General features: G+C 68.8%; 14 protein-coding genes. 1 reads left to right on the forward strand and 13 read right to left on the reverse strand.

Going from position 1 to position 13,351, the window contains the following annotated elements; genetic code table 11:
• Positions 1-73: 73 nt before the first annotated feature.
• Positions 74-1,570 carry a type VII secretion protein EccB gene (gene eccB / locus QH168_RS08855; protein ID WP_280234039.1) on the reverse strand — a complete coding sequence of 499 codons (1,497 nt, stop codon included), beginning with the start codon at positions 1,568-1,570 and terminating at the stop codon, positions 74-76.
• A gap of 289 nt (positions 1,571-1,859) precedes the next feature.
• On the opposite strand from eccB, the gene eccE reads away from it, so the two are divergent.
• Positions 1,860-3,581, forward strand: a complete 1,722-nt coding sequence (gene eccE, locus QH168_RS08860) for a type VII secretion protein EccE (protein WP_280234040.1) — start codon at positions 1,860-1,862, stop codon at positions 3,579-3,581.
• Between the two features lie 65 nt (positions 3,582-3,646).
• On the opposite strand, the gene QH168_RS08865 is transcribed toward eccE, so the two are convergent.
• The 12 genes from QH168_RS08865 to QH168_RS08920 form a co-directional block, all read right to left on the reverse strand.
• Positions 3,647-3,934 (reverse strand): WXG100 family type VII secretion target, encoded by a 288-nt coding sequence (locus QH168_RS08865; RefSeq protein ID WP_280234041.1) that lies wholly within the window; start codon positions 3,932-3,934, stop codon positions 3,647-3,649.
• Positions 3,935-3,992: 58 nt separating this feature from the next.
• The gene (locus QH168_RS08870) at positions 3,993-4,283 is read right to left on the reverse strand and encodes a WXG100 family type VII secretion target (RefSeq protein WP_280234042.1); all 291 of its coding nucleotides are present in this window, start codon (positions 4,281-4,283) and stop codon (positions 3,993-3,995) included.
• 88 nt (positions 4,284-4,371) lie between these two features.
• Complete coding sequence (locus tag QH168_RS08875; RefSeq protein ID WP_280234043.1) at positions 4,372-5,163, reverse strand: ESX secretion-associated protein EspG; 792 nt, start codon at positions 5,161-5,163, stop codon at positions 4,372-4,374.
• The gene (locus QH168_RS08880; RefSeq protein ID WP_280234044.1) at positions 5,160-6,134 is read right to left on the reverse strand and encodes a PPE domain-containing protein; all 975 of its coding nucleotides are present in this window, start codon (positions 6,132-6,134) and stop codon (positions 5,160-5,162) included. The genes QH168_RS08875 and QH168_RS08880 overlap by 4 nt, the downstream gene beginning before the upstream one ends.
• Before the next feature lie 31 nt (positions 6,135-6,165).
• Entirely contained in the window at positions 6,166-6,504 is a 339-nt protein-coding gene (locus tag QH168_RS08885; protein WP_280234045.1) for a PE family protein, read from the reverse strand.
• A gap of 33 nt (positions 6,505-6,537) precedes the next feature.
• On the reverse strand, positions 6,538-7,845 hold the full coding sequence (locus tag QH168_RS08890) for a hypothetical protein (protein ID WP_280234046.1): 1,308 nt from the start codon (positions 7,843-7,845) through the stop codon (positions 6,538-6,540).
• Entirely contained in the window at positions 7,842-8,162 is a 321-nt protein-coding gene (locus QH168_RS08895) for a type VII secretion target (RefSeq protein ID WP_280234047.1), read from the reverse strand. Before QH168_RS08895 ends, QH168_RS08890 begins: the two co-directional genes overlap by 4 nt.
• Positions 8,163-8,278: 116 nt before the next feature.
• On the reverse strand, positions 8,279-8,578 hold the full coding sequence (locus QH168_RS08900; protein WP_280234048.1) for a YbaB/EbfC family nucleoid-associated protein: 300 nt from the start codon (positions 8,576-8,578) through the stop codon (positions 8,279-8,281).
• 51 nt (positions 8,579-8,629) lie between these two features.
• Positions 8,630-8,971, reverse strand: coding sequence for a hypothetical protein (locus QH168_RS08905; RefSeq protein ID WP_280234049.1), 342 nt, complete (start codon positions 8,969-8,971; stop codon positions 8,630-8,632).
• Between the two features lie 40 nt (positions 8,972-9,011).
• Positions 9,012-9,797, reverse strand: coding sequence for an ESX secretion-associated protein EspG (locus QH168_RS08910; protein WP_280234050.1), 786 nt, complete (start codon positions 9,795-9,797; stop codon positions 9,012-9,014).
• Positions 9,794-11,623 (reverse strand): hypothetical protein, encoded by a 1,830-nt coding sequence (locus QH168_RS08915; RefSeq protein ID WP_280234051.1) that lies wholly within the window; start codon positions 11,621-11,623, stop codon positions 9,794-9,796. Before QH168_RS08915 ends, QH168_RS08910 begins: the two co-directional genes overlap by 4 nt.
• A 189-nt stretch (positions 11,624-11,812) precedes the next feature.
• Entirely contained in the window at positions 11,813-13,321 is a 1,509-nt protein-coding gene (locus QH168_RS08920; protein ID WP_280234052.1) for a hypothetical protein, read from the reverse strand.
• Positions 13,322-13,351: the final 30 nt, after the last annotated feature.

Raw genomic sequence — 13,351 nt, forward strand, 5'->3', positions numbered from 1 at the left:
CCGGTGTCGGCACCGGTGGCCAGTGCGGTTGCGCCCGGCATGAGCGAGGCCGTCGGGCGCTGGCCCCTGCCGCTCAGTTGTGCTGCGGCAGGACGTCGTGCCTGGTGAGCGCGTCGGTGGGCGCGAGGGTCGGGCCGGGGACCAGCTGGCCGACGATCGCCCACGGCGCCGGTTCCGGTGTCTCGCCGAGGCCGAGCACCATCGCGGTGTCGATATCGGGGATGCCGTAGCGGATGCCGTTATCGGCCACATAGAACAGGCTGCCGCGGCGCGGGCTCCCCGGCTCCATACCGGTGACGTGCACGAACTCCCCTGATGAGGGGCGCAGATAGGCCTGATCGACGCGGTCGCCCGAGCCGTCGGCGGTCGCCAGCGATACCGCACGCGCACCGTCGGGCATCGGCAGGCGGGCGCCGACGAGCATGGTCGCGGAGGCGCGATCGCTGGGGCCGTCGACGGCGTCGGCCTCGGCCTGTTCGGTCTTGGACCAGGACACACAGGTGACGGGCGCATCCTCGGCGGACAGGATCGTCGGCACGGCCGCCGGGAAATGGTCGACCGGCAGCCGCGATACGACCGCGATTCCGGTCAGTGCATCGGGTGGCACGGTCTCGATCCGGCTCATACCCTGCGAGTTCGCGGTGCGGATGACCTCGGCGGTGAATTCGGAGATGTGCTGCACACCGTCGGCCAGCACCACAAACAGTTCGGCCCGCTCGCCCCGACCGGTCGCCGCCACCGAGATGACGCCGCCCACCGGGATATCGGACAGCGTTCCCGGACCCGGCCGACCGGCGTCCGGGATCTCCGGCACGGTCAGCGGCGGCACGGGGGTTGCGGCGCCGAGCAGACCGGCGCCGACCGGGCGTGGGCGCACGCCCGACAGGTTCAACGTTCGTGCGACAGCACCGTCACCGGGATTGATCTGAGCACGTTTGCCCTGGTAGATCAGGTAGGTGCGGTCCGATCGGCGCACAAGGACGGCTTCGTCGGGGTTCGCCTCGCGGATCCGTTCACTCAGTTCCGGCCGCGTCGCGAGGACCGCCGTGTCGACACCCGAGGCCGAGGCTGCGCTGCCGGTGATGGACAGTTCCACCGTGTCGCACAGCGACCAGTCCGAGCTGTCGCCCTGCGCCGAACCGGGCAGCGCCGACGGCGCGCCGGGAATGCCGAGCAGCGGGCCGCGGGGCATATCGGCCAGTTTGTCGTCCTTGACCGAGGTCGGTGACTCGTTGCTGCCGCTGATCAGGCGGGCGGAGGCGAGGTTGAGCACCGGGTGCAGTGTGGTGCCGCCGGCACTGTCGGCGACCACGACGTAGAGCGCACCGCTGTCCTTGCCCATCACGATCTTGGCGTCACCGACGGCGCCCTGCGGGCGGATGAACGCGAGGATCGCCGCACCGGCGACGACCAGCAACCCGAGTACCGCACCGACCAGCAGCGAACGCAGCTGCGAGCGCATCGGATCGTGCAGCATCCGCACATCCCGGCGCACCAGCGCGTGGTCGAGCCTGCGCAACAGGAATCGGTATCCATTGACCTGCTGCCGGGTGGTCAGCTGTGTCGGCACCTGGCCTCCATAGAACTGGGTTCTCCCCTCACTCGAGCAATTACAGTATCGGCAGAAACGGCGGTGTCAATCGGCGCGAGATCATCCGCTCGGAGCAATATCCTCACGCCGCGATTTCACCTTCGGCGCGGTATCGTAAAACTCTCCATATCCCCCCGGAAATACAAACTCCGGTCACAAGAATTCGAACCCAGGGCGACTAATGGTGAACGTGGTTGTAAACGAAAGGGAAACCGGAGCCGAAATGTCGGCGGGAAACTCATCCGGGGAAATTCGACCGGACATCGCGGTGAACGCGACATTACATGATCCCGAATTCTGGTTGTTCCGCCATATACCGCTGCGGCGCATGGTTCCGCTGGCCCTGCTGGCCGCCGCGGCCGCATGGGTGACGCTGGCCTTCGATGCGCCGATCGCCGCCGCCGTCGGGGTGGGCGCCGCGGTACTGCTGCTCGGGGCGGTGCCGGTACGCCGGGCCAACCCACGCAATCCGGTCGGGATGGTGGCCCAGGCCCTCGCCTACCGCTGGCGCCGGGCGCGGCCAGGTCCCGCGGACTCCGGGGCGGAGCCGTTCGATGTGACGCTGCCCGAGGGCGGCAGTTACGGTGTGCGCTGGGACAACGACCTGCTGGTCACCATGTTGCGGATCGATCCGCCACCCGATGCGATGACGCTGCTGCGACGTAGTTCCCTCAGCACCGATCAGGTCCTGCCGCTCACCGAGATCGGTAAATGCCTGAGCCAGTTCGACATCACGCTCACCTCGATCGATGTGATCAGCACCGGAGCGCGCACCGCGGGCAACGGTGTGGTGGCCCAGCTCTACGACCGGATCCTCGGACCGCTGCCCGCGATCGCCCATCGCACCGTCTGGCTGGTGCTGCGACTCGATCCGCTGGCCAATGCCGAGGCGGTCGACAACCGGGGCGGCGGTCGGACCGGAAGCCTGCGCACCGCGATCATCGCCACCCGGCGGGTCGCCAATCGGCTGGCCGCCCGCGATATCTCGGTCTCGGTGCTCACCGCGGGTGAGATGAACACCGCGGTGCGCCGGATGTGCTGGGGTGTGCCGCTGGATCAGTTCACCGAGACCCAGACCGCCCTCGTGCACGGTGACCTGCGGCTCACCAGCTACGAGATCGGGCCGGAGCTGATCGGTTCGCGCGGCTTCGCCGATATCTGGGCGACGCCGAGCCTCAACACCATGGTGACGGTGCGGCTGCGCCCCGGTGTCGAACGCCCCGGTCCGGGGCAGCGGCCATCATCACCGCCGATCACGCTCGGCGCGCTGGTCCGTTTCGACACTCTCACCGATCCGGGTGAGCTACCGGTGGCCGGGTTGCGTCCATTGCGCGGCAGGCAGTTCCGCGCCCTGCTCGATACGCTGCCCGCCCAGACCGTGGTGCACGACAGCGCCGCCGACTATCACGGACCGCTCAGCGCGCTCACCGGGATCGCGGTGCCGACCGGCGGCTGTGGTCAGCTGATCGGCGCCGATCAGCGTGGTCAGGGCATCGCGGTTCCGCTGATCGGTGATGGCACCCGCCATCTCGAGGTGATCGGCGAACTCGATCTGGCCCAGCAGGTGATCCTGCGGGCCATCGCGCTCGGCGCGCATGTGGTGGTGCACACCGACCGCCCCGAGGCATGGCAGACGATGGTCGCCAATGTCGGTGCGCCGCACTCGCTGTCACTGGCCGCCCGGTTCGGTGGGCCAGCGCATCAGCACGGCCCGGCCACGACACAGCCGGGTGCGGCGTTCAGCACCGCCACCGTCGTGGTGTTCGACGGGGTCGCGCCGACCGCGTTGACCGGTGGCGCGACGATCGTCCGGGTGCGTGGACCACATGAACCCGACACCGACTTCGACGCCGACGTCACCCTGTCGCAGGACCCGGCCGCCCGCAACCTCATCACGGTGCGGACCTCCACCGCCGAGGCGACGGTCAACATGGTCACCACCCCCGACGAGATGCGCTATATCGGCGAATCCCTCGCCGCCGCGCGCTGAACGGGCCCGGACGAGCCGACAGCCGGTCCGGAGTGTCCGGACCGGCTGTCAGGGGTTGGTGCTCATCACACGCCCGCGAACCCGTCGCCGATCTTGCCGTCGGTGCCGAGGGCGCGGTGCAGTGCGCTCTCCACCGCGGCCGCGACGTTGTCCAGGATCACCAGGGTGTCCTCGAACTTGGTGTCCCAGTCCTTGTGCGCGAGCTGGAAGTTGTTGTTGGCCTCGTTGCCTTCCCAGGCGGTGGCGAGCGCGGTGCCCGCATCCGACATATCGCGCGCGTTGTCGGTGAGTGCCTTGCGGAAACCCTGTAGATCGTGGAACAGGGTGGTCATGGCAGCCTTGTCGTATTCCATCAGAACCCTCCGGGGATCGGTAAGTGGTGGTGGCCGTGGCGCTCGACGCGGACGGCGGTCAGATCTTGATGTAGTTGAACTCGTCTTCGCCTTCGGCGTCCATGCGCTTGAAGGTCGCGCTGCCCTCACCGACGAGTTCGGTGAGCCGGTTGAGCACACCGTTGAGTTCGGTGGCCTCGGTGTTCCAGCGGTCGGCGGCGGCGTTGAAGGCCGAACGGGCATCGCCTTCCCAGCCGCGGGCCGCGTTGACCTCGTCGGTGATGGCCTTGAGGGTGAACTTCATGCCCTCGACGGCGTTGGCCATATCGTCCTTGGCCTTGTCGGCGGATACGTGATCGGCGTAAACCATGATCGAACCTTTCGTGTTGTGATTTCCGTGCCCGGAAGTGCTGGCGGCACCACCGGGAGAGTGGCGGGCTACTGCACGCCCTTCGGGTCTACTGCGGCAGCCACCTTCCCCCGGGCAGCGCTTCGACCAGGGCCGAAATCGCCTGTGCGATCCGGTGATCAGTGCCCGGTGTCACCGTGGACCAGACCTGCTGATCCGGTGCGAACCCGGGCGCGGCGACGAGGCGACCGTGCCCGGTGTCGTATACCGCGACCGCCGCGGGCGGCCGGGTCGTGACGCCGTCGATGTGGGCGTAGGCCACGATCTCGGCGTAGGCATGGCAGGACGCGAAGGCCAGCCCGTAGCGGGGTGCGTCCTGATCGGCGACGCCGAGCGCGTAGAGGGCATCGGCGTATTCGGCGGAGGTCTGCGCGGCGTCGAGCCGCGCACCGAGTTCGGCGGCGGGTGCGCTGAAATCGATGACGTCGGCGGCGGCGCAGCGGCCGAGCGCGGCGAGCACCGGCCGGGCGAGGGTGGCGCCGGAACCGTCGGACCACAGGGTGGTGATGTCGTAGTCGTCGCCGGTGCGTACGGCCAGTGCGTGCTGGTGGCCGCGCCGGGCCAGACAGATCCGGGTCGGTGGACCGCCGGTGAACACCCGGGCGACCAATTCGCGGTCGGGTTGGGCCAGGGTGAACAGTGCGTCGGCCAGGCTCGGTGCCACCTCACCGTAGGAGTCGATGAGGCCTGCGCCGGTGAGATCGGCGACCGCGCGCTGTTGGGCGGCGGCCCATTCGTCGTAGGAATCCTGGTGCGGCGCCACCGACAACACCTGCGGCAGGGTCTGCACCCCGAGGCGTTCGGCGACGGCGAGCAGCCCGTCGTTGGTCACGACCGTCACGCGCCACCTCCCGGTGCGGCGTGTCCCGTCTGCGGTACGGCCGAATCGGGCGCGCCGAGGACGGCGGGTGCGGAGACGATGCCGAGATCGGCGCCGAGCGCATCGGTCCCGGCGTCACCGGCCCTCGACTGATATTCCTCGTCCTGCGCGCCCGCGGCGGCGGCGAACGGGGAGCCCGGAACCAAGGGCACGTTCGCGTGGGAAGACGGAACCTGCTGTGGTGCGACGACTTCCACGGTTTCCGTGGTAGCGGTCTCGGTATAGGCAGCTGCCTGATACGAGGTCTTGGCGCGTGGAATCGGCCCGAGACCGCCGCCCGGCGCGAACATGCCGGGGGTGACCGGTGGCAGGGCAGGGGCAGTCGGTGCGGCCGCGGCAGGTGTGACCTGTTCGGCTTCCAATGCCGCGGCCGACACGATCACCGGCGGCGGTTGCTGCGTCCACGGCCTGGCCAGCGGCTCGCTGGCGGCCTCGTAGCCGCGCATCACCCGTGCGGCGGCGGCCTTGGCGGCATCGGCGTCGGTATCGGTCTGCGCTGCCACGGCTTTGATCGGCGCTCCGAGGGCCGAGCCGACCTGCTCCAGCAGGCGCTGGATCTCCTGGATGGCGATGATCTCCGCGGTGTTCGGCATGGCGAGACGCGCCACTTCATGGGCGGCGACCTGCGTTTCGGCCCGCACCGCGTTGTTCGCCGCCGCCGCGGACGCCTCGGCGAGCCAATCGCGCAACCGCGAGACCTTGTCGAGCACCTCACGGCTGGTGCCCGACTGCCACGCCCCGCGCAGACCGAGCACGACCCGTTCGAAATCGACCACCGCCGTGCCGAGTTCGGCGGCCAGCTGCGCCCAGGCGGCACCGGCCTCGGCCAATGGCAGCGAACCCGGTCCGGTGGTGAGTTCACGGGCCAGCCGGTCGGGCTGACGCGCCTCCCAGACCACGCCGGTGAACCCGGGCTGCGGTGGTTCGATCATCACAGAACTCCGTCGACTCCCCCGGTGCGGCCTATGCCGCGCCGCGCGAAGGCATCTCGAAACCCGCGGCACTGTCGCTTTCGGACCGGCCGAACCCGGTGATCTGGCTGCGCAGCGTGGCGGCCAGTTTGCGCAGTTCGCCGATGCCAGCGGCCGCGCTGTCACCGAAGGACGTCGCGACCTCGTTCATCGTCTGCGCGGCGATCAGCGACACCTCGTCGGCGCCGGCCGGTTCGACCTGCAATGCGGCCGCCCGCGTGCTGAAGCTGCGCTCCAGCCGGTCGGCCAGACCGTCGAGCTCGAGCGCCGCCGCCCGCGCACCGGCGGCGTCGAACTGGACCCCATCGAAATCCACACCACTGCGGACCATGACAACCTCCTGGATCGGACCGTGCTGACTGCGTCAGAGGGTGAGTTCTTTATCCGGCGGTGGCTCGGACTGCGGTTCGGCCGCGCCGACCACCGGCAGCGAGACCCCCTCGATATCGCCGACGACCTCGTCGCCGTGCTGACCGGACACCAGATAGTTCGGCATATCGCCGGAGTCGCCCGCGCCACGCGCGCCCGAGGCGGCACCCGCCGCACCGGCGGCGCCCATCGGCATCATGGCCGGTCCGGTACCGGCGGTGGTGGCCGCCGACCGGCCACCGACCATGCCTGCCTCGCCGGTCGCGGCGGCACCGAGTCCGGCGACCCCACCGGGCATCGCGCCCAGCCCGGCGGTGCGGGTGCCGGGCCACGGGCTCAACGGTGCGGCAACAGGGCCGACACCGCCACCACCGACACCGCCGCCGCCCACACCACCGCCACCGGCCCCGCCGGGATGGTCCTTGCCGGGTTCGCCGTCCTTCTTCCCGTCCGGGTTCTGCGCACCGCCCACGGGTTTCGGCGCGAGCAGCGCGCTATTGGCCGCGGCGAGCTGACCGATCGACTGGGCTCCGGTACCGGCCATCGTCATCAACGGGGTGACCATGTTCAGCAGCTGCATCACCTGCTGCATCGAGTCCACGCCCTTGGGTGCACCGGTGACGGCGACCTTCTTGCCCGCCTGGGTCATATTCCCCGAGTGGCCGAGCAGTTCGCCGCGAGTCTTGGCCACCACGGCCGTCGCCGAGGTCAAGGCCTCGGTGGTCGCCGCGACCATGAACATCTGTCCGCCCGGAGTGGCGAGCAGCGGGGCCGAGGCCACCATCGTGGTCAGATATTTGGCGATGATCGCGGTCAGTTCGGCGCCGCCGACGGCGACCGAGGTGGCCGCTCCGGCGAGCACCGTCTTCTCGGCGGTGCTCTGGGTGGCGAGTTCGGCGCCGTCGCTCTGTGCGTCGGCCGCTTTACCCGCTGCGCTGGTGGCGCCCATGCCCTGCCAGATCGTCATCACCGCCTGCAAGGCCGAGGTACCGAGCTGCATCGCGGTGCCGAGGGCGGTGTTCACCGCCTGGAAGACCTGCATCGGATCGGGGCCGCCGCCCGGTGGCGGTGCGAGCACACCGGTGCCGAAGCTGCTGGCCAGGTCGGTCAGCGGCCGGGCGAGCGCGGCGATGTCGATCACCGGCATCGGCGGTAGTTCGGGCAGGGGCGCGATCGCGGACAGGTCCGGCAACGGTGGCAGGCCCATATCCGCGAGAATGTCGTTCACCGGACGGTCGATATGAGGCGCGAGAGCACTACCGCGCAGCAGATCGACGACGGTGGGGTCGGGCTCCGGATTCATTGCAGTGGCGCGGTTGCCGCACCCAGTTCGGCGATCGCGGCGGCGTCGGAGGCCTCATAGGCCGCCGCGCTCTGATAGGCGGTCACCGCTGTCGCGGCATGCACACCGGCCAGTTCCATGACCGATGACAGATGATTGCCCTGCGCGAAGGCGTAGGACAGGAGAAACTCCTGCCCGATCAAGCCGAAGACGGGGGCCGCGACGGCCATGGTCGCCGCCTGGTCGGCGCTGCCCGCGGTGGCCACGCTCGTCGCCATCGCCGCTGCCGCGTCGCCGTAGCGACGGATCGCGTCAGGTGTTGCTACGAGGTCGCTCATCGTACTCCCCGATCCGGTGCTGCTGGATGTTTGGCGCGAATCCCCCACCGGGCCAGCTGGCCTCGGTTTGAGCCTGTCGCGAAAAACTATGCCCGGTCAGGGTGAACGTGACGTGTCTACCCGGCGACTTCTTCGTTGAATGACACGACGATTTCGGCGCGCCGGGCAAAGGCCGCCCTGGCCGCCGCTGCGGCGGTAGCTACCAGCCGCTGCTCGAACTCGGAGGGGGAAAGCTCCGAGATCGCTCTGGTGAACTGGAGATTCACCAGCGAGCCGTTGCCATCGACCTCGACGGTCATCGCGCCGTCCGGTGCGGTTTCGCTTGCGCGGACCGCGGCCATATCGTCGGCGAGATCGCGCATGCGATACAACCGGCGACGTACGCTGGCTTCCAGCTCGTCCATAGATTCAAACACGAGGTGAATTCCTTTCCCGCACAAGTCCTCCCACTGATGAAAATCAGCAGTTCAGACGGGGCGTAGCCAACTGGCGGGCTCGGTGTCGTAATCCTGCTCGTCGGCCATCTCCTGATCGGCCACCTCGGCGGCGGTCGGCAGGCCCATCAGCGCGAGCATGTCCTCGGTCAGACCCGCCTGTTCGAGCTGAGCGCGGCGGGCCAGTCCGGCCCGGTTCGCGGCCTGTGTGCACAGCCGCAGCACCTCCGCCGCGAGCGCGTCGGGATCACCGCGCAGCTCGGCGCGTTCGATCGAAATGCCCACCGGCAGGCCCTGTTCGGTGGTGCGCACCGCGATCGCGCCGGTGCGCGAGGTCGCGCTCCATTCGGCCGGTCCTCGATCCTGTTCGGTCATCGCGAATCCTCCCGATCGTCCCCGGCGGCTCGTCGCCGCCTCATACCCGCTCGTCCTTGATCGCCCGGATCACCGCGGCGACCCTGGTGTTGATGGTGTTGGTCAGCGATCTCCGGTCGGCAGGTCGCGCCACCGGCGGCGTTTCGTCACCGATGACGTAGCGGCCGTCGTCTTCGATATCACGCCAGCGCAATCGGTGTCGGGTGATACCGCGCGGGCCGAAGATCGAAAAGCCCTGCACCACATCGATGGTTCCGTAGCTCGGCGCGGGCGCGGCGAGGAACGCCGCGCCGCGTTGTGCGGTGGAATCGTCGAACGAGTCGTGGACCGCGGAGCCGCCATAGGTGTGGTCGAGGTCGTCGCCGGGGCTTTCCGCCGGTAACACCACATCCCGCTGTTTACCGGCCCTCGCCTCGGGCATCGCGGCGACCACGGCATCGGCCAGACCGACGGCATCACATTCGGTGACGGTGAATCCTCCGCTGTGCCAGTAGGTCTCACCGGGCAGCTGCCGCACCAGATAGCCGCTGTCGTGGCGTCGCGCACCGATCAACCGCACCAGCCCCTTCGGTTCGCGCGGTTCCCGACCGTCACCGCCGTTGACCACGATCCGCAAGTCGGGATCGGCGATGGCGGCGAGCACCGGGTCGAACGAGGTGCCGAGCCGGCGGCGCAGTTGCTCCTGCGCCGCCAGCAGTTCGGCCTTGAATCGCTCCGGGTCCTCGGTGCGTCCGGTGTAGAACAGCGGGAACGGCAGCCCGCCGCGCCGCAGCGACTTCCACAGCACGAAGAACTCGGTATCGCTGAATTCCCAGGTCCGGTTCATTTCTCCACAACCGGTTTGGCCACCACCGGCGCGTCGCCCAGCGCCTCTTCGATGTGCTCGGCGGAGTCGAGGTAGTCGGCGCGCTTGTATTCCTTGCTGCCCTGCTGGCCGCCGCCCGCACCCGCGCCCGCCGGACCCATACCGCCGGGCGCACCGGGCGCACCCGCCATCGGCGCCAGACCCGCACCGCGCATGGCACCGGCGGCCGCACCGGCGACCGATGCGCGCGGGAACAATTTCGAGGCCTGGGTCTGCGCGGGCTCCTTCGGCAACCCACCGAGCGCACCGGCACCGCCACCCGCGCCACCGCCACCCGCGCCCTTGCCGCCGCCGAGCCCACCCTTCAGATTGGGCAGGTCCTTACCCAGACCCGACAGTGCCTGCGGCAAACCGGCGAGACCGGCCTGCTGCATCGCCTGCTGGGCAGCCTGAAGTCCCTGCTGGGCGGCTTGCTGCGCCTGTTGCAGACCCTGCTGGAGGCCCTGCTGGACCTGCTGCGCGGCCTGTTGAACGGCCTGCTGTTGCTCCCGCTGGGCGGCCTGCTGCTGGGCGAGCTGCTGTTGCTGGCGGAGCTCATCGGCCTGACGCTTGGCATCGGCGTCGGCCTTGGCCTGCATGGCCTCCGAATCACGCTGCTGCTGGGCGAGGGCCTGCTGATCCTTGGCGAATTTCGCCAGATCGGCCTGCTGCTGTGCCGCGGCGCCACCACCGGTGCCGCCGCCCCCGTTGCCGCCGCCGTTGTTTCCGTTGTTCCCGTTGTTGTTGTTGTTGTTATTGTTCCGGTTGTCATTGGGGTTGTCGGACGGAATCTCCACCACATCCGACGGTTTGGGCAGGATCGGAATCGCGGTGGCGCAGGCGGTGATCCCCGGGTCGTACCAGTTCTCGTAAACCTGTCTGGCCAGTTCGAGCTGCGCGTGCTCCTGATCGTCCGGGGTGTAGGCCACACTCTTGTCCGGCATGCCGTAGACGGTGTTCGCGGTCCAGCCGGACGCGTTCACCAGGTTGTCGCCGAGCTGCTGCATCGCCGTCAGCAGCGGGGCGCTCTTATTGGTGTACATCCGGATGGCCTTGGCCGCGCTATCGGCACCGGTGCCCTTCCAGCGCTCCGATTCCACCAACCCGAGAATGCTCTGGTCGAAGTTCGAGAACGCGGACTTCAGTTGCAGTTTCATCCGCATCCAGTCGCCGCCTGCCACGGCGATGAACGCCGGTTTGCCGCGGATCTGGTCGCCGAGCCACCAGAGCTGGTTGAAGTTGAGGGTCTGCGCGGGCGGCACCGACACCGCGAAACCCTGCGAACCTTTGCTACCGGCCAGATCGAGCAGACTGTCGGGAAGCCCGCCGTACTTCTTGTCCTTGTCCTGGTAGTTGCCGAGATTGGGGATATCGGGTGAGATGTCCACCCAGCGACCGTCGTACATCTCCTCCTGCTGGACATGTTTGACCAGGTCACCAGCGTTGGCGGAGCGCACCATACCGTCGAAATGGCTTTTGCCGTCGCCGTCGGTGCCCTTGTACAGATTCCCCGCGATGACGAAGGACTCGCCGAGATCGGTCGCGATGCGCTTGTGTTCCTTCATGACCTCGTCACGGAACTCCGCCGCCACCTCGGCGAACTTATCGGCCAGACGGACCGCGCCGGGGAAGTGCCCGAGCCCTTCGATTTTCAGGATGTCATCGAGGCTGCTGGTAACGACGTTGAACACATCGAGCAGATCCGCGCAGTAGGTCGCGGCGTCCTTGGCGACGCCCGGATCGAACACCAGACCGCCGTTGCCCGCCTGACTGCGGAGATTGCCCCAAGGATTGTTCTCTCCGGCCATCGCCTCAGCTCCTTCCCACTCGGCGCCGGTGCCGATACCGCACCGGCCCCACCCCGTCGCACGGCCGCCACCTCGTGGGGCGCCGACGATTCCACGCTGATTTCACGGTGCGCGATCATCCCGTGGAGAAACTGAACGGCAGGTGGCCGCACGATGAATCATGTTCGGGCGGGGCGCATGCACCGGTGGTCAGTAGTCGACCGAGCGGTGCCGTTGTTGGAAGCGCTGCTCGAAATCGGCGATGAACCGCGAAGGCGCGACCGAGGAGGTGGACTGCTCGAGGACACCGTCGTCGGCCAGATAGAAGATGGTGCGGCCGACGGCGAGTTCCCCCGGCTCCGTTGGCACGTACACCATCCAGCCGACGCTGATCCGCTCGGCGACCAGATCCTGCGGTGGATATCCGGCGGCATCGAGCCCGGTGCCCACGAGATGGCCGCGCACCCGCTCGATCGCCTGCTCCTGCGGCATGGGTTCCGGCAGCAGCAGGGCCACACCGGCCAGGGTGAGCTGGTAGCAGGCGCCGTCGATATCGAATTCGGTGTCCTCGCCGAAGACTTCGACCAGGGTGTCCCTCGTTGCGACGCCGACCTCGGCCGCCGACAGCAACGTCGCCACCGCACGACGCTCCCGGTCCCCCGATTCGCCGCCCACCAGCCGCAGCACCACATCCACGACAGTGTCGAAGGTCCAGAAACCCGGTACGGCCTCGGCGATTCCGTCGGCGCCCGGCGATTCACCCCGGTACCAGCTGCCGCCTTCCCACCAGTAGCAGAACGACAGCAGCCCGCTGGACGCGCGTGGATTCAACACCGGGTTGGCCACCCATTCGGGCGCACCCGCATACAGCTGCGGCAGCTGCGCTCCCGCGTTGTAGGCGGCGTCGAGTTCGGGAGCGTTCCATACGCCGCCGGACAGCACCGCGCGCCCGCCCGCCAGCGCGTACAGGGTCGAACCGCTGCGCCGTGAGCCCTCGAACATGCCGAGCGCGGGCAGGATTCGCGGACCCCACTGCGAGCCCGCCGCCACGAACGCGGCCGACAGCACCGCCCACCGCGCCCACATCAGTGGGAACTCCGGTAGCTCCGTGTCGGACCGCGTGCCACGCCGTTCCTGTGCGCGGTCGGCCCGAGCCTGCACCGCCGCCTCACGCGGGGACCGCAGCTGCTTGCCCGCATGGGTGAGGTAGGCGGCCAGCCAGACCGGCAGCGAATCGCGCGGATAGTCCCGCAGATCGGCGGCATAGGCCTCCGGCGGGAACAGCTGGTCGTCGGGGAAGGGTTCATCGCCGTAGTCGTAGTCGACCTCCAGTTCACCGGCCGGGGTCAAGGTCAGGATCAGGCGCCACCAGGGACCGTCGCCGAATTCGGCGGAGATATGGCGTTGTCCGCGCACCAGATCCAGGATCTGCGCCGAAGGCTGGCCGGGGACCGGCTGCTGGTTCTCGTCGGTGTAGACGACCTGCCCAAGCTCCATCGCGGTGGTCGAGGCGAATACGGCGGTGAGCCGCTGCCAGCCCTGTGGAGCGGCGGCGGCGAGATCGCGGGCGACCTGGTGGACCAGCTGCGTAGCGCGCTCGGCAGGGTCGGTGGGCGCGTCGTCGAGACTGAATCCGATATCGGGGTCGGGGGTGTCGACGGCGTCGTGGGCGAGTACCTGTTCGTCGGCCGGTCCGGTCTTCTCGGGTGGATTCGTCACGTCGCGGCACTCTCCTCGTCTGCGCACCCG

The sequence above is a fragment of the Nocardia cyriacigeorgica genome (genome assembly GCF_029868385.1).
Classification (GTDB): Bacteria; Actinomycetota; Actinomycetes; order Mycobacteriales; family Mycobacteriaceae; genus Nocardia; species Nocardia cyriacigeorgica_F.